Origin of the sequence: Telmatospirillum siberiense, from assembly GCF_002845745.1 — a bacterium.
Taxonomy (GTDB): domain Bacteria; phylum Pseudomonadota; class Alphaproteobacteria; order Rhodospirillales; family Magnetospirillaceae; genus Telmatospirillum; species Telmatospirillum siberiense.
Genome location: NZ_PIUM01000020.1, coordinates 20,549 through 39,041, shown reverse-complemented (window position 1 = coordinate 39,041; position 18,493 = coordinate 20,549). Strand labels below are relative to the sequence as shown.

Here is an 18,493-nt window from a genome sequence, read left to right as displayed (position 1 = left end):
GGCGCCTCAGGCGCGGACCTTTTCCACCGCTTCCCGCCGCACTGGATAGGCGAGACGGTTGAGCATTTCCTTCGGCACGACCTGCCAGAACTTGTCCCGCTCGCGTTCCCAATGGGCCAGGATCTCCTCGGCGTGAGGCGAGTGGGTTTCATGGACATACTCCTGGATCAGGGTCCGCAGGATCCCTTCCCAATGCTCGGTCTCGACCCGCTGGAAGACGACGGTGTCGGTGTTGACCTGATGCTCGAAAGCGTTTGCCGGGTCATAGATGAAGGCCATGCCGCCGGTCATGCCGGCGCCGAAATTGGCGCCGACGGCCCCGAGGATGACGGCGGTGCCGCCGGTCATATATTCGCAGCCGTTGGAGCCGCATCCCTCGATCACCGCGTCGGCGCCCGAGTTGCGGACGGCGAAGCGCTCGCCGGCTTGTCCGGCGGCGAACAGCTTGCCGGCGGTGGCGCCATAAAGAACGGTATTGCCGATGATGGTGTTCTCGTTGGTCCGCAGCGGGCTGGAAACGGCCGGACGCACGACGATCATGCCGCCCGAAAGACCCTTGCCCACGTAATCGTTGGCGTCGCCGAACACTTCCAGTCTCAGGCCCTGCACCGCCCAGGCGCCCAGTGACTGGCCGGCGGACCCGCGCAGGCGCACCGTGATATGGCCCGGCTGCAATCCGAACATGCCGTAGCGCTTGGTGATCATGTGGGACAGCTTGGTGCCCACCGCCCGGTGCGTGTTGCGCACCGTGTAGGTGAGCTGCATCTTTTCGCCTTCCTCGAGCGCCGGCTTGGCGTCGGCGATCATCTGCGCGTCCAGCGTCTCGGGCACCTCGTTGCGGCCCTCCTGCGTGCAGTAGCGCGGGAATCCTCCCGAATCGGCCTGGACCAGGATGGGATTCAAGTCCAGGTCGTCGAGATGGGACGAACCGCGGCTGACCTGGGCCAGGAGATCGGACCGGCCGATGATCTCGTTCAACGTCCGCACGCCCAGCGAGGCCAGGATCTCGCGAACCTCCTCGGCGACGAAACTGAACAGGTTGACCACCTTCTCCGCCGTGCCCTCGAACTTCTTGCGAAGGTCCTCGTCCTGGGTGCAGACGCCGACCGGACAGGTGTTGGAATGGCATTGGCGGACCATGATGCAGCCCATGGCCACCAGCGAATTGGTGCCCATGCCGAATTCCTCGGCGCCCAGCATGGCGGCGATGACCACGTCGCGGCCGGTCTTGATGCCGCCGTCCGTGCGCAGTTTGACCCGGTGCCGCAGACGGTTCAGCGTCAGCACCTGATGCACTTCGGACAGCCCCATTTCCCAAGGCAGACCGGCGAACTTGATCGAGGTCTGCGGGCTTGCCCCGGTGCCGCCGACATGACCGGAAATCAGGATGATGTCGGCCTTGGCCTTGGCGACGCCCGCGGCAATTGTTCCGATACCGGAACGGCTGACCAGTTTGACGCAGACTTTGGCTTCCGGATTGATCTGCTTCAGGTCGTAGATGAGCTGGGCCAGATCCTCGATGGAATAGATGTCGTGATGCGGCGGCGGGCTGATCAGCATGACGCCGGGCGTGGCGTGGCGCAGCCTGGCGATTTCCACCGTCACCTTGAAACCGGGAAGCTGGCCGCCCTCGCCCGGCTTGGCTCCCTGCGCCACCTTGATTTCGATCTCGCGGCAGTTCTTCAGATATTCGGCGGTGACGCCGAAGCGGCCCGAGGCGACCTGCTTGATCGCCGAGTTGGCGTTGTCGCCGTTGGCGGTCGGCTTGTAGCGGGCGGGATCCTCGCCGCCTTCGCCGGAAACCGACTTGGCGCCGATGCGGTTCATGGCGATGTTCAAGGTGCCGTGGGCCTCGGGGCTCAAGGCGCCCAGCGACATGCCCGGCGTCAGGAAGCGCTTGCGGATCTCGGTGACCGATTCGACTTCGTCGGTCGAAACCGCGGCGCCGGCCGGCTTGTATTCCAAAAGATCGCGCAGATTGATCGGCGGCAGTTTGCGCAGGCCTTCGGCATAGCGCTTGTAGGTGGTGTAGCTGTCCGTCGCCACCGCCGTCTGCAGGGTATGGATCAGCTTGCCGTTGAAGCTGTGGGCCTCGCCGTCCCGGCGCGACCGGTAGAAGCCGCCGACCGGCAGGGTCACCGCCTCCTCGCCATAGGCGCGCTCATGCATCTCGATGACCTTGAGCTGGATGCCGGCCAGCCCCAGCCCGGAGATGCGCGAGCTCATGCCTGGAAAGAATTCGGCAACCAGGGCGCGCGACAGCCCGACCGCCTCGAAGCAATAGGCGCCGCGATAGCTGGAGATCACCGAGATGCCCATCTTCGACATGACCTTCAACAGGCCCTGGTCGATGGCATGGCTGAAGCGCCGGATGCATTCCTCCAGGCTCAGTCCGGGGAACAGTCCGCGACGATGACGGTCGGCGATGGCTTCCTGGGCGACATAGGCATTGACGGTGGTGGCGCCGACGCCGATCAGCACGGCGAAGTAATGCACGTCAAGGCATTCGCCGGAGCGCACGTTGAGCGAGGTGAAGGTGCGAAGCTGCTGGCGGACCAGGTAGGTGTGCACCGCCCCGGCGGCGAGGATCATCGGGATCGGCGCCAGATCGGGCCCGCTCTTCTCATCCGACAGGATGACGTGGGTGCATCCGCCCCGCACGGCGTCCTCGGCTTCGCGCTGGATGCGCCGGATGGCGTCCGACAGGGCATGCTCGCCGGCCTTGGGGTCGAAGACGCAGTCGATCTCGGCGGCGGTGCGGCCCATATAGGCCCGCATGGCGTGGAGCTCCGCGTTGGACAGCACCGGGCTTTCCAATTGCAGCAGGTCGCACTGGCTTTCTTCCTCATCGAGGATGTTGCCCAGATTGCCCAGCCGCGTCTTCAGGCTCATCACCCGGCTTTCACGCAAGGAATCGATGGGCGGATTGGTCACCTGGCTGAAGGTCTGGCGGAAATAGTGGTGCAGGCTGCGGTAACGGTTGGACAGCACGGCCAGCGGGGCGTCGTCGCCCATCGAACCGATCGCCTCCTTGCCATCCTCGACCATGGGCTGGAGGATCAGTTCCAGATCCTCCATGGTGATGCCGTAGCCATACTGGCGGCGGCGCAGATCCTCGGCCGAAAGCTCGGAGGGTTCCGGGGCATCGCTGCGAATCAGGCTGTCGAGCGGCGTGGTGCGCTTCATCCATTGTCCGTAAGGCTGGCGGGCGGCCAGCAGGTCCTTGAGCGCCCGGTCCTTGTAGAACTTCGCCGTCTTGAGATCGACGCCGATCATCTGGCCCGGACCGACCCGGCCTTTTTCCAGAACATCGGCCTCGGCGATGCGGACCATGCCGGTTTCCGACCCGACGATCAGCAGCCCGTCGGTGGTGATGGTGTAGCGCATCGGCCGCAGGCCGTTCCGGTCCATGCCGGCGATCACCCAGCGGCCGTCGGTGGCGGCCAGCGCCGCCGGTCCGTCCCAGGGCTCCATCACCGAATTGCAGAAACTGAAGAATTCCCGGTGCGTCTGCGGCATGACGGCGTTGTTGCCCAGGCTTTCCGGAACCAGCATCGACTTGACCATGGGGGCGTCGCGCCCGGCGCGGACCAGCAACTCGAACACGTTGTCGAGGGCGGCCGAATCCGAACCGCCGGCCTGGACCACCGGCTTGATGTCGTTGACGAGCTCGCCGAAGACCTTATGGGCGAGCCGGGTCTCATGGGATTTCATCCAATTGAGATTGCCGGTCAGCGTGTTGATTTCGCCATTGTGGGCCAGCATGCGGAAGGGCTGGGCCAGGCGCCAGGTGGGAAAGGTGTTGGTGGAATAGCGCTGGTGATAGATGGCGAAGGACGAGATGAAGCGTTCGTCCAGAAGATCGGGATAGAACACCGAAAGCTGCTCGGCCAGGAACATGCCCTTGTAGATCACCGAACGGCAGGACAGCGTGCAGATGTAGAAGTCCGAGATATGATCGGCCAGCACCTGCTTTTCGATGCGCCGCCGGATGACGTAAAGATCGGTCTCGAAGGTCTGCTCGTCGACGCCCTTGGCGTTGGCGACCATGATCTGCTCGATCTCGGGGCGCGTCGCGTTGGCCTTCTCGCCGATCACCGCGACTTCCACCGGGACCTGCCGCCAGCCGTAGATGGTGTAGCCGAATTTCAGGATCTCGGTTTCGACGATCGAACGGCAGCGCTCCTGGGCCGACAGGTCGGTCTTGGGCAGGAAGCATTGTCCGACGGCCAGGCGCCCGGGAACCGGCTCATGCCCCTGATGACGGATGTGTTCCTTGAAGAAGTCCTGGGGAATTTCGACATGGATGCCGGCGCCGTCGCCGGTTTTGCCGTCGGCATCGACGGCGCCGCGATGATAGACCGCCTTCAGGGCTTCGATGCCGGCGACCACGACCGAGCGGCGCGGTTTGCCGTCCAGGGCGGCGACCAGGCCGACGCCACAGGCGTCGTGCGGCCGGGTATCGATTCCGGCGGCCTCCAGCATCGCCTGGTTGGCGAGATACTGGGAGACGAAGGCCTGTCCCTCGGGCAGCGATTGGTCGCTCATGGTCTTTCTCCTTCGGCCGCGTTTCGGCCTACTTTCGGTAATGTCGATGGTTCCGGTGGCGTCCGGGCGACCGCCTATTCGGCGGCGCGCCGGGTCTCGCCGGCGCGGATGTACTGGTCGATGGCGGCGGCGGCGGCGCGTCCGTCCTTGATGGCCCAGACCACCAGCGAGGCGCCGCGCACGATGTCGCCGGCGGCGAAAACGCCCGGCAGGCTGGTCATCTGCGTCCGCGAATCGACGGCCAGCGTTCCCCAGCGGGTAACCGCCAGATCGTCGGCGCCGAACAGCGCCGGGGTGTCCTCGGGATCGAAGCCCAGCGCGGTGATCACCAGATCGGCCGGAACGGTGAAGTGCGACCCCTCGATCGGCGTCGGCACTTGCCGGCCGGTGGTGTCGGCGATGCCGAGATGCATCCTGACCGAGCGGACGCCGGTGACATGGCCGTCGCCCAGCAGCGCCTCGGGGGCGCTCTGCCAGATGAATTCCACGCCCTCGTCCTCGGCGTTGCCGACCTCGCGCTGCGACCCCGGCATATTGGCCCGGTCGCGCCGGTAGAGGCACTTCACCGACTGGGCACCCTGTCGGATGGCGGTGCGCAGGCAGTCCATGGCGGTGTCTCCGCCGCCGATGACCACCACCTTTTTTCCGGCGGCGTTCAACTGTCCGTCCTCGAAGGCGGGCACCTTGTCGCCCAGGCCGACCCGGTTGCTGGCGATCAGATAGTCGAGGGCGGGGCGCAGTCCCGAAAGACCTGCTCCCGGTACCGACAACGCCTTGGCCTTGTAAACACCGGTGGCGATCAGGACGGCGTCGTGGCGCTGGCGCAGTTCGGTGAGAGAACCGTCGCGGCCGATTTCGAAATTGAGATGGAAGACGACGCCGCCGTCGGCGAGCAGGCGGGTGCGCCGGGTGACGATCTCCTTATCCAGCTTGAAGCCGGGAATGCCATAGATCAGCAGGCCGCCAGCGCGGTCATGACGGTCGTAGACGTGAACGCCGTAGCCTTGCTTGCGCAACTGCTCGGCGGCGGCCAGCCCCGCCGGTCCCGCCCCGACGATACCCACTGTTTGGGCGCGTTCGCGGATGGGCTTGACGGGTTTGACCCAACCTTTGGCCCAGGCGGTATCGGTGATGTGTTTTTCCATCGCGCCGATGGTCACCGCCCCATGGTGGCTCTGCTCCAGGACGCAATGGCCCTCGCACAGGCGGTCCTGGGGACAGATGCGTCCGCAGATCTCGGGAAAATTGTTGGTCGCCGAGGACAGGGCGTAGGCTTCGTCGAGACGGCCCGTCGCGGCCAGCATCAGCCAGTCGGGGATGTTGTTGCCGACCGGGCAATGGATTTGACAGAAGGGTATGCCGCATTGCTCGCAGCGCGATGCTTGTCCGGTGGCCGCCGGAGCCTCGAACGGCCGATAGATTTCATCGAAATCGCGCCGCCGTTCGGCGCTGGGACGCTTGTCCGGCATGGCCTGCGCGAGGCGGATGAATTGCAGCATTTTCGACGGCATGACACAGGCTCCCGTGCAAGGACCGTTGGTTCAGGTAAGGCGTGCGAAGGCGACGGTATTATCGCGATTTCCCGGGGAAGGCCAGCGAAAAGAGAAATAATAGTCAGCAGATATGACCTATTTTTATCTTCTGTCCTCCGAGGTTGACTCGTTTTGGGCATCGGCTCGAATGCGGGGTAAAAAATAGGTACCAAACCGGTACTATATGGTTGTTCCTTCAAATCCTTAACAATGCTATAAGACCACGACGCTTGGGGGGTAAGTCGGGTTGCAACTGCCAGATCTCGTTATTCTCGCTTTGACAGAAGGCGTTGCCGACGTTTTGCCGATCGACGCCACGGGGCATGCTCTCGCCGTCGCCAAGCTTCTGGGCTGGCGTGCGGGTACGATCGGGACCGCCGTTCATCTCGGTGCCGCTTTCGCGCTTCTCTTATATCTTTGGCGCGATGTCGCGCTGATCGGTCAGGGGCTGTGGAAGCTGCGCCGGGGTCGTATCGAACCGGGCGCGCATCTTCTGGCCAAGATTCTGATCGCCACGGCTCCCTGGCTGATTGCCACGGCCATCCTCGGGGCGCCCCCGGTTCCCGGACTGACGGATCTCTCCCTGGTGGGTGGGGTGACCATCGCCTGCGCTCTGCTGATGGGCGTAATCGATAAATTGTGCATGACGGTCAAACGCATCGAACATCTGGGCGCCGCCACCGCTCTGGTCATCGGCGTGGTGCAGCTGTTCGCTCTGGTTCCCGGGGTCGGCCGGGTGGCCGCCGCCTTGACCACGGCGCGGCTGCTCGGTCTGGAACGTCCCGATGCCTATCGGTTCGTGCTGCTCGCCAATATCCCGATCCTCCTGGTCGACGGGGGCATGCATGCCCTTCAATATTCCCTGGAGGGATTGCAGCCCGCCGACAGCGACCTTCTGACCTTCGGCGTCACCTTTTTTTTCGTGCTTCTCGCGGTTCCCCTGACCATGGTCTGGATCCGCGGCGCGGGCCTGCTGCCCTTCGCTCTTTACCGACTGCTGGTCGGCGCCGGCCTGATCGCCCTGGCGTCCCTGTAGATGCGGCCTTAGGGCGCGTGGACATTCAGATGGCCATACCCCCTTGAGGCTCTCTCGTTTCCTCTGGTTTCCCAATGGCTTGAAAGGAAACCCCGGATATTTTGAGCCACCAAGGCACCAAGACACCAAGGCGTCTTTCGGACCATCCGGCGGCGGCCAACCTGCGCCGCAGGCACGCGGCCGACAGCCGATGACAGGACGGGAAAATGCCTGTGGCACGCTCCGTCACCTTGGTGACTTGGTGCCTTGGTGGTTCATCAAAAGCCGGAGAGCACCGGAACCATCAAGAGGGTGAAGCGGTCCGCCGGTATTACGTCACCGGCGCGTAGGGATTCCGGAAGCGGCCCAGATAGCCGGGAATGATGGATTCCAGGGCCGTGGGAACGACTCCCAGATCGGCGAGTCCGGGAACGCCCTGCCCCACCACATTATCCTTGGCCAGCAGTTTCACCTGATCGGTCGTCAGTGGCGGATTGGGCAGGACCCGCATCAGCAACGCCTGCAGCCGGGCCACGGACAGCGGCAGCGGAATCAGCAGGCGACGCCGCCCGATGGTGGCCAGAATCAATTCCAGCAATTGCTTCAGGCTGACGACCTGCGGCCCGCCCAATTCGAAAGTCTTGCCGGCGTGATCCGGCGAGCTGGCGGCGGCCAGGGCGGCACCGGCTACGTCGCCGACATAGACCGGCTGCAGCTTGGTGCCGCCCGTGCCGAACAACGGGCAATCGCCGGTCTGCCCGGAAGGAAACAGGTGGCCGTCGGTGACGAATACCGGCAAGACCGGGCTGAAGCTGGAGAGCGAGGCGAAACGGTTGATGAAATCGTCCTCGGGGCCGAAGACCACGCTGGGCCTCAAGATCACCGCATCCGGAAAGGCGGCGCGCACCGCCGCTTCGCCGGCCGCCTTGCTGCGGGCGTAGGCCGAGGCCGATTGGCTGTCGGCACCGACGGCGGAAATGTGAACCAGCGTCTTGGCGCCGGCCGCCTTCGCCGCCGTGGCGACGTTGCGGGCGCCGATCAGATGGATGTTCTCGAAATTGCTCCGCCCGTGCTCGGTCAGAATGCCCACGGCGTTGAAGACCCATTGCGCCCCCTCGACGGCGGCCCGCGTCGAAGCCTCGTCGGTGATTTCGGCGAAAACGGGGACGACTTGCGATACGTCGCCCAGCGGTCTTAAGAATCCGGCGCCATCGGGGTCGCGGACGGCGACCCGGACCCGCCAGCCGCGCGAGGCCAGGTGTTGCACCAGATGGCGGCCGATAAAGCCGGTGCCGCCGAAAACGGTCGCCAAGCGTGTGGGCATCCTGGAGCCTCCCTAAAAGAAGATACGAGCTTGAATTTTCACTATAACTTAGGCGTCCACCGGGTCGAAAGCAATGTAGCCGGCCGGAAGGGCTCGTCGTTGCGGATGATCTCTTTGCCGGCCGATGATTTTTCCCGCGATGAAAGTCGTTGACATCCTTCCTCCATCCCAGTATCCCTCTCGACCTCGGCACGCCCGCCCACGGCGGATTGCTGCTGCGCCCAGGTGGCGGAATTGGTAGACGCACCAGCTTCAGGTGCTGGCGGCCGCAAGGTCGTGGAAGTTCGAGTCTTCTCCTGGGCACCAACCTTCCAACCGGTGGGGCGGAGCGATAAGCTCCCGCCCCACCGGGGAAGATGGTCATGAGACGCTCCTCTGATCCGAGCAGGCGGAATTAATCGTGTCGATCTCCTATCATCGCGGCGACTTGCCGGCGGGTCTTTCATTCGGCGATAGCGTCGCTATCGATTCCGAAACCATGGGATTGGACCTTCAGCGCGACCGCCTCTGCGTCATTCAACTGTCGGCTGGCGACGGCAACGCCCACGTGGTGCATTTTCCCGACCGCGACTACCGCGCGCCCAACCTGCGCGCGCTGCTGGGCGATCATCGGGTGACCAAGCTCTTTCATTTCGCCCGGTTCGACCTTGCCATGATTCAACGTCATTTCGGCATCGTCTGCGCTCCCGTCTATTGCACCAAAGTGGCCAGCAAGCTGGTGCGCACCAACACCGACCGCCATGGCCTCAAGGATCTTTGCCGCGATCTTCTGGGTATCGAGCTTTCCAAGCAGCAGCAGACCTCGGATTGGGGGGCCGCCACGCTGAGCGAGGAGCAGATCGCCTACGCCGCTTCCGACGTTTTGCATCTGCATGCCTTGCGCGCCAAGCTCGACGCGCTGCTTGACCGGGAAGGCCGCCGGCCTCTGGCCGAAGCCTGCTTCAGTTTTCTCCCCATCCGCGCCGCCCTGGATCTGGCCGGCTGGGACGAAGAGGACATCTTTGCGCATTGAGATCGCCACCAACCGGGTGGGATCCAGCCGCCGCCGCCGCGCCGGAGGCTTGTCGCTGCGCCGCGAGGTTGCGGGTGGTCCGCTCCGGGCTATATCAGACGGTGATCGCAACGTAAAAGTGAGTGCAGGGCCTCGTGACGGGGACTTCACAAAAAGACTCGTCCAACGCATACTTCGCCGAAAGTTTCAATGCGCTCCCGCACTGGGGACGCCTCAACGAACGGCCGCTTTGCAACTGGCCAGGAAGAAACATCCATGACATCGCGCCATGCCATCGTTTCGCCGGGGAATGCCGCCTCCGACGTCGCATCCGTCCGCCGCGTCCTGCTGGCCGAATCCGAAGCCCTGCGGATCATGGCCGAGCAACAGACGGACGTCGTCTCGCAGGCGCTCGACCTGCTGACCGTCAAGGGTGCCGGCCGGGTCATCGTCAGCGGCATGGGCAAGAGCGGCCATGTCGGGCGCAAGATCGCCGCGACCATGGCGTCCACCGGAACGCCTTCGATCTATGTGCATCCCGCCGAGGCCAGCCATGGCGATCTCGGCATGATCACCCAGCATGACGCCATTTTGGCCCTGTCGAATTCGGGCGAGACGCCCGAATTGACCGATGTGGTGCAATATTCGCGGCGTTTCGGCATTCCCCTGGTCGGCATGACCAGCCGAGCCGACAGCGCGCTCGCGCAGGCCGCGGATATCGCCTTGATTCTGCCGCAGGTCGACGAGGCCTGTCCGATGGGGCTGGCGCCCACCACGTCGACCACCCTGATGCTGGCTCTGGGCGACGCGCTGGCCGTGGCGCTGCTCGAACGCAAGGGATTCTCCTCGGCCGACTTCAAGGTGTTCCATCCCGGCGGCAAGCTGGGCCGCAAGCTGCTCAAGGTGTCCGATCTCATGCATTCGGGCGACGAGCTTCCCCTGGTCGCCGCCGCCATGCCCATGGGTCAGGTCCTGCTGGTGATGACCAACAAGAGCTTCGGCTGCGTCGGCGTTCTCACCAACGAGGGCGGCCGTCTGGCGGGCGTCATTACCGATGGCGATCTGCGCAGACATATGGAGCCCGGTTTGTTTGGGCGAACCGCCGCCGAGGTGATGACCGCCGATCCCAAGACCACCCGCGCCGGCGCTTTGGCCGCCGAGGCCCTGCACGTGATGAACGCCCGGTCGATCACCAGCCTGTTCGTCGTCGACGAGAACAAGCATCCGGTCGGAATCGTCCATATGCATGACTGCCTGCGGGCCGGCATAGCCTGAGCCCGCGGGGTCCCTACCCGTCATGAGCCCGCGCGCCACTCCGATTTCCAAGACTCTTTCCCGACCCCGCGATCTGGTCGGACCGGCGGCGCGTCTGCTGCAGGCCCGCTACAGCCGTTTCGTCGGCCTGATGAAGATGGCCCTGCCGGCCATCGCCGCCGCCTTGCTCGGCCTGATTTTCGTCTGGCCCAAGTTGGCGCCGCGCGACGAGGCCTTCCAGGTGGCTTTCGCCAATTTCAATATGAAGGCCGTCGATACCCTGTCGATGGCCAAGCCCCGCTATTTCGGCACCGATGACAAAAACCTGCCCTTCACCCTCACCGCCGACACGGCCACCCAGGTCGATCAGCAGAATATGGCGGTCGCGCTGGAAAAACCCGTCGCTGACCTGACCAACAAAGATGGTAGCGGCATGGTGGTCAATTCCGACGTAGGCTTCTATCGTCAGAAGGATGGCACGCTGGATCTGATGGGGCATGTTGACCTCTTCCAGGACAGCGGTTACGAGATGCATACGGACAGCGCCCGGATCGAGGTGGGACCCGGCAACGCGACCGGGGATGAGCCCGCCCATGGGCATGGTCCCTCGGGCACCATCGAAGGGGAGGGCTTCCGTCTGTGGGAGCGAGGCAAGACGATCCTGTTCACCGGCAAGTCGAAAGCCGTGCTGACCATGGCGAAAAACAAAGGCAAGTCATGAACGCACGTGTCGTCCGGTTTTTGCTGGCGGGACTGTTCTGCGTCGATCTGCTCGCCGTGGGTGGCGTGGCCATGGCCAAGGACAAGGCGGCCAAACCGCAACAGCCGGCGAAGACCGAGGCGAATGCCGCCAACGACGGGGGCGGGTTGAATTTCGCCGAGAAGTCGGGAACCCCGCTGGAGATCTACGCCGATCAGGGCTTGGAGCTGTCGCAGGATTCCAAAACCGTGATCGGACGGGTCAATGCCAAGGCCATTCGCGGGCGCGTCACGGTCAATGGCGACGTGCTGACGGCTCATTACCGGCCGAAGGCCCCCCCTCCGGGCCAGCCGGTGGCGCCGAAACCCGCCAAGCCCCCCCCCGACGGCAACAAGCAGGACGGCGGCTCCAATGAAGTCTGGCGCGTCGAGGCGGACGGCCACGTCTCCATCGCCACGCCGACCCAGGCCGCCTATGGCGACCACGCCGACTACAATATCGACGATGCCGTCGTCGTCATTACCGGCAAGGACCTGAAGATGCTGACGCCCACCGACGTGGTGACGGCGCAGGACAGCCTGGAATATTGGGAACATAAGCAGCAGGCGGTGGCTCGCGGCAATGCCGTGGCGGTTCGCGCCGAAAAGCGCATCCAGGCCGACATCCTGGTCGCCGATTTCGCCCAGAACGCCGAGAAGCAGATGGCGATGCAACGGGCGCACGGCTACAACCATGTCATCTTGACCACGCCCAGGGAGGTCGTGACCGGCGACCGCGCCGACTACAATGTGGAAACCGGTATCGTGACGGTGACCGGTTCGGTTAAGATCACCCGAGAAGAGAATCAGGTGAACGGCGGATACGCAGTGGTCAATCTGAATACCGGCATCAGTCGCATTTTTCCGGTCGCCCCCGGGGCGGCCGAAGGTGCCGACCAACGGGTCAAGGCTTTGTTCGTGCCGCAGAAAAAGCAATCCGCCCCTTCTTCCGCCGAGCCGTCTTCGGGCGGTGCGCCGTCGGCGTCACCCGCTCAGGGCGGGACGGACCAACCGTCCAGGACTCAGTGACGATGACGGCACAGGGTCTTTCCACGATGCCGGCGGATGAAACCGGTTCCACCAGGCCGACCGAATCGACTGGCCTGGTGGCGACCAACATCGGCAAGAATTTCAAGCGCCGTCCGGTGCTGCGCGGGGTATCCGTGCGGGTGCAACGGGGTGAAGCGGTGGGCCTGCTGGGCCCCAACGGCGCGGGAAAGACCACCTGTTTTTATTGCATCACCGGCCTGATCAATCCCGACATGGGGAGCATTTCCCTCGACGGGCATGACATCACCGGTTTGCCGATGTATCGCCGTGCGCGCCTGGGCATCGGTTATTTGCCGCAGGAGGCTTCGATCTTCCGCGGCCTGTCGGTCGAAAACAACATCCGCGCCGTCCTTGAGGCGACCGAGCCCGACCGCGAAAAGCGCGAGGCGATGCTCGAGGATCTGCTCAGCGAATTCTCCGTCACCCATCTGCGCCGCGCCCCGGCCCTGGCGCTTTCCGGCGGTGAGCGGCGGCGCGTCGAAATTGCCCGGGCGCTGGCGTCCCATCCGGCCTTCATCCTGCTCGACGAACCCCTGGCCGGTATCGATCCCATCGCCGTATCCGACATTCGTGATCTGGTCGGGCATTTGAAGCACCGCGGTATCGGGGTTCTGATTACCGATCATAATGTCCGCGAAACCCTCGATATCATTGATCGCGCCTACATTCTTCACGACGGTGTCGTGCTGATGGAGGGCGAGCCCGCCGAGATCGTCGCCCATGAAGGGGTGCGGCGGGTTTATCTCGGCGAACATTTCAGTCTGTAGGGCGGGAATAGCCGATGGCCCTATCGCCCCGTCTGGATCTGCGCCAAACCCAATCGCTGGTGATGACGCCTCAGCTTCAGCAGGCGATCAAGCTTCTCCAGTTGTCCAACATGGAACTGACCGCTTTCGTCGAGGAGGAACTCGAGCGCAATCCGCTGCTTGAGACCGACGATCGGGAGCGGACCCCCGATGAGCCGGCGGTCGAGGCGGACACGCGCACCAGTGCCGACGAACCCCTGGTCGATTCCCTGCCCGGCCAGCAGGAGGAAGCACCGCTCGATCTCGATTACGACAATACCTGGAACAACGACAGCCAGGCCGACGGCGGCGGTGGCCTGACCGATTGGGGTGGGCGTGGCGGACGGCTCGACTTCGAGGACGGCGACAGCGGCTACGAGCAGACGGTGGCTCGCGAAATCGGGCTGCGCGACCATCTGGTCAGCCAGATCAACGTCGATCTGACGGATCCGGCCGACCGTCTGATCGCCGTCTATCTGGTCGAAATGGTCGATGAGGCGGGTTATCTGATCGGCTCGATCGAGGATGCGGCGGTGACGCTGGGATGCCCGCTCGAACGGGTCGAGGCGATTCTGGAACGCTTGCAGCGCTTCGATCCGCCCGGAATTTTCGCCCGAAATCTGGCGGAGTGCTTGACCTTACAGCTTAAGGACAAGAATCGTTTCGATCCCGCAATGCAAAGCCTGATCGAACATCTGGACATGCTGGCGCGGCGCGAAATCACTGCCCTGATGCGCGTCTGCGGCGTCGATGCCGAGGATTTGAGCGAGATGATCGCCGAGATCCGCGCTCTCGATCCCAAGCCCGCCCTGATCTTCGACCATGTGGTGGCGCAACCCGTCACGCCCGATGTGCTGATGCGGCCGGCACCCGGCGGTGGATGGATCGTCGAATTGAATAGCGACACCCTGCCGCGCGTCCTGGTCAATACGCGCTATTACACCAAGGTCGTGACGTCGGCGCGAAACAAGGAAGAAAAAAGCTATCTGTCCGAACGATTCCAGTCGGCCAACTGGCTGGTCAAGTCTCTCCATCAGCGCGCCAACACCATTCTCAAAGTGGCATCGGAACTGGTTCGCCAGCAGGAGGCCTTTTTTCAGAAGGGCATCCAGCATCTTCGTCCGCTGGTCTTGCGAGACATCGCCAGCGCCATCAGCATGCACGAGAGCACGGTGAGCCGGGTGACCGCCAACAAATATATGGCGACCCCGCGCGGCATTTATGAGCTTAAATATTTTTTCACCCAGGCGATCGCCGGGTCGGACGGGGGCGAAGCCCATTCTGCGGAATCCGTCCGGCATCGGATCAAATCATTGATCGACGCCGAGGTGCCGAACGATATCCTGTCCGACGACCGGATTGTCGATATCCTGAAAGCCGATGGCGTGGATATCGCGCGGAGGACCGTAGCGAAATATCGGGAAGCCATGCATATTGCGTCTTCGGTGCAAAGACGCCGTGAAAAAACAATGGGAAGTTGATGGCGCAGTCGTCTTATCGCCTGATCGGCCTTCGCTTGACTCGCCCGGATGGTGAGCCTATTGTCCCGCCCCTTGCGGACCAGCGAGGCCGGATATCCGACGCCGGAGCGTCGGATGACCATATGATTTACGAGGCGCGCTGGACCCTACGGGCCGTCCTTCCGATGGCCTGTTCGACCGGTGTGGCGCATGAATACGGACGCCGGTATTCCACAATGAGGACCTGCCATGGAGATCGTTGACTTGATCAGCCCGGAAAGCGTGGTGCCCAATTTGCGGGCGACCAGCAAGAAGCAGGCTTTGCAAGAGCTGGCGCGCCGCGCCGCCGAGCTGACCGGCCTGCACGAACGGGCTATTTTCGACGTGTTGCTGGAACGCGAGCGTCTGGGCACGACCGGTGTCGGCAATGGCATCGCCATTCCGCACGGAAAGTTGTCCAACCTGCCCCGCCTTTACGGATTGTTCGCTCGTCTGGAAAAGCCGATCGGCTTCGACAGCATCGACGAACAGCCCGTCGATCTGATTTTCCTGCTTTTGGCTCCGGAGTCGGCCGGCGCCGATCATCTGAAAGCCCTGGCCCGGGTTTCGCGTCTGTTGCGCGACAAGACGGTCTGCGAAAAGCTTCGCGGCACCGACTCGGCCGAAGGTCTTTATGCGTTGTTGACGGAAAGCCCCGCCAGCCGGGCGGCCTAAAACCGCGCGAGACGGGCGGGTTTTCTATCGGGCGCTCCTCTCCCCTTCAGGTGGAGAGGAGCGCCCATTGTTCCTACCGCGCCCTCGCGGGGTGCTCGTAGAGCCGTTTGATCTGAATGGCCCTCTTGGGGCCGCTTCAGTGAACGCTCACCGGTTCCAGATCATGCTGCGACACCGCGGCGAAAGCCAGATCGCGGCCCGGGGCCATGCCGATGTTGCTGCCGTCGGCGCTGTGGATCGACCAGCAGACCTGATCGTTGACCACCACGCGCTTGACATAGGCGACGTCCTGTATGCCCCACAGGGCCAAATCCTGCACGGACATGGCGCGCCATGTCGACGCCGTCTTTTGGGACTCTTCGTTCATAATGACCTCCTCAAAAGCCTCTGATCGCATGATCGCCCTCACTTGCCCGACTCAACATCGATGGTGGCGGCGAGACGGTTTTGCGCCGCTTTCTCGATCTTGATGGTACGGGCCCGGTTTTCAGGTACCGGACGCTCCAGATCGACGTGCAGCAAGCCGTTGTCGATGGTGGCGTTCCGGACCTCGATACCCTCGGCCAGCACGAAAGCGCGCTGGAACTGGCGGGCCGCGATGCCGCGATGCAGGAAAATGCGATTCTGGTCGTCGTCGTTTTGTTGGCCGCGAACGATCAATTGGTTGTCCTCGACGGAAACCTGCAGGTCATCCATGGAGAAACCAGCCACAGCCAGGGTAATACGGAGGCCATGATCGCCAATCTGCTCGATATTGTAGGGCGGATAGCCCTCGGCAGAGGTTTTGGAGATACGGTCAAGGACCCGTTCGAAATGGTCGAAACCAAGCAGCAACGGGCTATTGAACAGGGAAACGCGCGTCAAGTGACGTCCTCCTCACGATGAGCGAGTACGGCTTCGGGTCCGGATCGGCACCCTAACCGGCGGTCCGAAAGGCACCACCGCTTAGATATTTCGGTCCGCCGCATCTTTTCGTCAAGAGACTCTCGCCATCTGAGTTGTCGGAGGGGGTGTTTCCTTGGCCGCTGCTGGCGTGAATTTTGCTTCAGTTACGGTGTCACAGTGAACGTCGATCCGGGGATGGACCGGCGTGGGAGGGACAGGCCATGGATAGCTATCGTCTGTGCTGGCAGGCCACGCCCGGGGGGCGGACCGAATGCACCGCGCCGATATCAAGGGATATCGCCTTGTTCCGCTTGCGCGAGCAGGCGACGTCCTTTCCCGCCATCCAAAGCTGGATCGTCGAGGAAGCTACTGCGGACAGAGCGGAAGAGGATGGCGGGGAATGAAGTTTTTCAACCGGGCGTGCCCGGCAAAATCTTCTCACCGGCAGCTTTTGCAGGCTCGTGTTTCGTTCCAAAGAGGATCTTTCCGATGACTGATCTCGCCGACATCGTCGTTCCCGCCGATCTGCTTCGTCAGATGAGGTTGCTGTTGCTGCGCATCAGTGTCGAGGCAGCACGGCTGAACGCTCCGGAAGTCATCCTCCATTGCCAGAAGTCCGACAAGATCGTGAGCGATCTGTTGCGCCGCCAAACCATGTGAAAGTCGCGGGCCGCCGATCTTTTCTCGTTGAAGGGTCTGGCGCAACCGGAACAAAACGCTAAAATCTTGTCCGCATTTCCCGGTACCGCTCCAGGCGGTCCGCGGAACGAGGCGAGAAGGGCAAAACTATTTTCAGAGTGCGGAGGATTTATGCCAGCTCTTCCACCCAAACCCCTGCCGAAGCCTTTGCCGAAACCCCTGGCAAAACCCTTGCCAAAACCGCTGCCGAAATCGCCGCCCAGACCCCATGCGGACTCCATGCCCGCCCCGGCGGCCGCTTCTGGGCCCGCCCCGGCCCCCGCGCCTGGTTCCGTACCCAAACCCGCCGCCAAACCCGCGGCGGCATCCGTGCCGGAAATCGCGCCGGAGACCATGCAGGCTAGCTTCCTGATCGGCCCCCCCGGCGCTCCGGAAGAAATGAAGGCCCTTTATGATCGCGCGAGGGAGGAGCTGAAAACGGGAAGCGACAGCCTGGCCAGGAAATTGTTCGAACTGCGGCTCAGCACCATAAAATATATCACTCTTCCCAACGCCAAAGAGAAGCCGATGCTCCAGCGGATATTGGAGGAAAAGCTGGGCCGGGAGCTGAAGAAGGTCGACGTGGCGATCGGTCTGTCCTTCGTGCGCGGCGAGATGGTGCACAATCTGGCCATTTCTCTGAAGCGGTCCGTCTACACAGACGACACGCCGGTCGGGAAAGATCTGACGGCGGCCCTCGCCAAATCCCTGGAAAGCGTTTTTGGGTTCGTCTTCAAGGCGATATGGGTGCAATCCGCCCTGCGCTGAGATTTGGTCCTTGCTTCTTAATCCGGACCGGGGGACCCGGATAATGTCCGCCCGGCCGTGTAAGAAGAGGTCACCCCCGCCAGGAATAGCCCTTTATGCCCAAGAAAATGCCGTCCGTCGCCATCTCCGTGCCGAGCGGGGACATGGTTCATGCGGATTTTACCCTCGCCCTGGCCGCCCTGTGCCACGAGGCGAGGGATATCGATCTGAAAATCGTCAGCAACAAATCCTCGATCGTCGCCGTCGCCCGCAACAATGGCGTCAAAGCCGCCCAGGACATGGGGGTCGACTATCTGCTCTATCTGGACAGCGACATGGTGTTTCCCAAGCGGACGCTACACCGGCTGCTGGCCCATGGGCAGGATGTGGTCGGCGCTCTTTACACCAAGCGGATCCCGCCCTATCCCCTGCTCGGCTCCACCCTTGAAGAACAGCCAGCGGACGCTCCGGCCGGCCTGCTGGAAATGACGCGTATTCCCACAGGCTGCCTCCTGATCCGCATGTCGGCGTTCGACCGGTTGACGCGGCCCTATTTCCGCTTCGAATACGACGAGACGAGCGGCGAGGTGATCGGCGAGGATTACGCGTTTTGCGACCGCGCCCGGCGGGCCGGTTTCCGCTTGTGGGCCGATATTTCCTTGTCCATGGAAATCGGCCATATCGGCCAGCAGGTCCATCGTTTTCCGGATCACTTTCCGATGTCGGAGTGACTGCCGGTTGAATTAGAATTCGCGATGACAATCATGACAAA

The 18,493-nt window shown here is 63.1% G+C and carries 17 protein-coding genes and 1 tRNA gene; 13 read left to right on the top strand and 5 right to left on the bottom strand.

Annotated elements, in window-relative coordinates; translation table 11 throughout:
- Positions 1-6 precede the first annotated feature (6 nt).
- A complete protein-coding gene (gene gltB / locus CWS72_RS16355) occupies positions 7-4,548 on the bottom strand; it encodes a glutamate synthase large subunit (protein WP_101251702.1) in 4,542 nt (1,513 codons plus the stop codon).
- Positions 4,549-4,622: 74 nt separating this feature from the next.
- Positions 4,623-6,059, bottom strand: coding sequence for an NAD(P)-dependent oxidoreductase (locus CWS72_RS16350; protein ID WP_101251701.1), 1,437 nt, complete (start codon positions 6,057-6,059; stop codon positions 4,623-4,625).
- A gap of 268 nt (positions 6,060-6,327) precedes the next feature.
- Here CWS72_RS16350 and CWS72_RS16345 point away from each other — a divergent pair, with 268 nt between their 5' ends.
- A complete protein-coding gene (locus CWS72_RS16345; RefSeq protein ID WP_101251700.1) occupies positions 6,328-7,116 on the top strand; it encodes an undecaprenyl-diphosphate phosphatase in 789 nt (262 codons plus the stop codon).
- A 310-nt stretch (positions 7,117-7,426) separates the two neighbouring features.
- Here the strand turns inward: CWS72_RS16345 and CWS72_RS16340 are convergent, their stop codons facing one another.
- Positions 7,427-8,419 (bottom strand): complex I NDUFA9 subunit family protein, encoded by a 993-nt coding sequence (locus CWS72_RS16340; RefSeq protein ID WP_101251699.1) that lies wholly within the window; start codon positions 8,417-8,419, stop codon positions 7,427-7,429.
- Between the two features lie 219 nt (positions 8,420-8,638).
- Here CWS72_RS16340 and CWS72_RS16335 point away from each other — a divergent pair.
- The 8 genes from CWS72_RS16335 (at position 8,639) to ptsN (ending at position 15,411) form a co-directional block, all read left to right on the top strand.
- Positions 8,639-8,725, top strand: a tRNA-Leu gene (locus CWS72_RS16335).
- A gap of 94 nt (positions 8,726-8,819) precedes the next feature.
- Entirely contained in the window at positions 8,820-9,431 is a 612-nt protein-coding gene (locus CWS72_RS16330) for a ribonuclease D (protein ID WP_101251698.1), read from the top strand.
- A 255-nt stretch (positions 9,432-9,686) separates the two neighbouring features.
- A complete protein-coding gene (locus CWS72_RS16325; RefSeq protein WP_101251697.1) occupies positions 9,687-10,685 on the top strand; it encodes a KpsF/GutQ family sugar-phosphate isomerase in 999 nt (332 codons plus the stop codon).
- 22 nt (positions 10,686-10,707) lie between these two features.
- Positions 10,708-11,385 (top strand): LPS export ABC transporter periplasmic protein LptC, encoded by a 678-nt coding sequence (gene lptC / locus CWS72_RS16320; protein WP_101251696.1) that lies wholly within the window; start codon positions 10,708-10,710, stop codon positions 11,383-11,385.
- A complete protein-coding gene (locus CWS72_RS16315) occupies positions 11,382-12,431 on the top strand; it encodes an LptA/OstA family protein (RefSeq protein ID WP_101251695.1) in 1,050 nt (349 codons plus the stop codon). The genes lptC and CWS72_RS16315 overlap by 4 nt, the downstream gene beginning before the upstream one ends.
- 26 nt (positions 12,432-12,457) lie before the next feature.
- The gene (gene lptB, locus CWS72_RS16310; RefSeq protein WP_241911765.1) at positions 12,458-13,219 is read left to right on the top strand and encodes an LPS export ABC transporter ATP-binding protein; all 762 of its coding nucleotides are present in this window, start codon (positions 12,458-12,460) and stop codon (positions 13,217-13,219) included.
- A gap of 14 nt (positions 13,220-13,233) precedes the next feature.
- Entirely contained in the window at positions 13,234-14,718 is a 1,485-nt protein-coding gene (gene rpoN, locus CWS72_RS16305; RefSeq protein ID WP_101251693.1) for an RNA polymerase factor sigma-54, read from the top strand.
- A gap of 228 nt (positions 14,719-14,946) precedes the next feature.
- The gene (gene ptsN, locus CWS72_RS16300; RefSeq protein ID WP_101251692.1) at positions 14,947-15,411 is read left to right on the top strand and encodes a PTS IIA-like nitrogen regulatory protein PtsN; all 465 of its coding nucleotides are present in this window, start codon (positions 14,947-14,949) and stop codon (positions 15,409-15,411) included.
- A 136-nt stretch (positions 15,412-15,547) separates the two neighbouring features.
- On the opposite strand, the gene CWS72_RS16295 is transcribed toward ptsN, so the two are convergent.
- On the bottom strand, positions 15,548-15,778 hold the full coding sequence (locus CWS72_RS16295) for a DUF1150 family protein (protein ID WP_101251691.1): 231 nt from the start codon (positions 15,776-15,778) through the stop codon (positions 15,548-15,550).
- Between the two features lie 38 nt (positions 15,779-15,816).
- Positions 15,817-16,275 carry an Hsp20 family protein gene (locus tag CWS72_RS16290; protein WP_101251690.1) on the bottom strand — a complete coding sequence of 153 codons (459 nt, stop codon included), beginning with the start codon at positions 16,273-16,275 and terminating at the stop codon, positions 15,817-15,819.
- Between the two features lie 242 nt (positions 16,276-16,517).
- Here CWS72_RS16290 and CWS72_RS16285 point away from each other — a divergent pair, with 242 nt between their 5' ends.
- From CWS72_RS16285 to CWS72_RS16275, 4 genes are all read left to right on the top strand, one after another.
- Positions 16,518-16,700: a hypothetical protein gene (locus CWS72_RS16285; RefSeq protein ID WP_101251689.1), complete on the top strand. Its 183-nt coding sequence runs from the start codon at positions 16,518-16,520 to the stop codon at positions 16,698-16,700.
- An 85-nt stretch (positions 16,701-16,785) separates the two neighbouring features.
- Positions 16,786-16,956: a hypothetical protein gene (locus CWS72_RS27865; RefSeq protein ID WP_158240688.1), complete on the top strand. Its 171-nt coding sequence runs from the start codon at positions 16,786-16,788 to the stop codon at positions 16,954-16,956.
- Positions 16,957-17,304: 348 nt separating this feature from the next.
- Entirely contained in the window at positions 17,305-17,742 is a 438-nt protein-coding gene (locus CWS72_RS27860; RefSeq protein WP_158240687.1) for a hypothetical protein, read from the top strand.
- A 95-nt stretch (positions 17,743-17,837) separates the two neighbouring features.
- A complete protein-coding gene (locus tag CWS72_RS16275) occupies positions 17,838-18,452 on the top strand; it encodes a glycosyltransferase family 2 protein (RefSeq protein WP_241911760.1) in 615 nt (204 codons plus the stop codon).
- The last annotated feature ends 41 nt before the right edge of the window (positions 18,453-18,493 follow it).

Bases quoted from the DNA above. Each gene is read 5' to 3' on its own strand.
- gltB (WP_101251702.1), bottom strand. From the start codon at position 4,548: ATGAGCGACCAATCGCTGCCCGAGGGACAGGCCTTCGTCTCCCAGTAT.
- CWS72_RS16350 (WP_101251701.1), bottom strand. From the start codon at position 6,059: ATGCCGTCGAAAATGCTGCAATTCATCCGCCTCGCGCAGGCCATGCCG.
- CWS72_RS16340 (WP_101251699.1), bottom strand. From the start codon at position 8,419: ATGCCCACACGCTTGGCGACCGTTTTCGGCGGCACCGGCTTTATCGGC.
- CWS72_RS16325 (WP_101251697.1), top strand. From the start codon at position 9,687: ATGACATCGCGCCATGCCATCGTTTCGCCGGGGAATGCCGCCTCCGAC.
- lptC (WP_101251696.1), top strand. From the start codon at position 10,708: ATGAGCCCGCGCGCCACTCCGATTTCCAAGACTCTTTCCCGACCCCGC.
- CWS72_RS16315 (WP_101251695.1), top strand. From the start codon at position 11,382: ATGAACGCACGTGTCGTCCGGTTTTTGCTGGCGGGACTGTTCTGCGTC.
- lptB (WP_241911765.1), top strand. From the start codon at position 12,458: ATGCCGGCGGATGAAACCGGTTCCACCAGGCCGACCGAATCGACTGGC.
- rpoN (WP_101251693.1), top strand. From the start codon at position 13,234: ATGGCCCTATCGCCCCGTCTGGATCTGCGCCAAACCCAATCGCTGGTG.
- ptsN (WP_101251692.1), top strand. From the start codon at position 14,947: ATGGAGATCGTTGACTTGATCAGCCCGGAAAGCGTGGTGCCCAATTTG.
- CWS72_RS16295 (WP_101251691.1), bottom strand. From the start codon at position 15,778: ATGAACGAAGAGTCCCAAAAGACGGCGTCGACATGGCGCGCCATGTCC.
- CWS72_RS16285 (WP_101251689.1), top strand. From the start codon at position 16,518: ATGGATAGCTATCGTCTGTGCTGGCAGGCCACGCCCGGGGGGCGGACC.
- CWS72_RS27865 (WP_158240688.1), top strand. From the start codon at position 16,786: ATGACTGATCTCGCCGACATCGTCGTTCCCGCCGATCTGCTTCGTCAG.
- CWS72_RS16275 (WP_241911760.1), top strand. From the start codon at position 17,838: ATGCCCAAGAAAATGCCGTCCGTCGCCATCTCCGTGCCGAGCGGGGAC.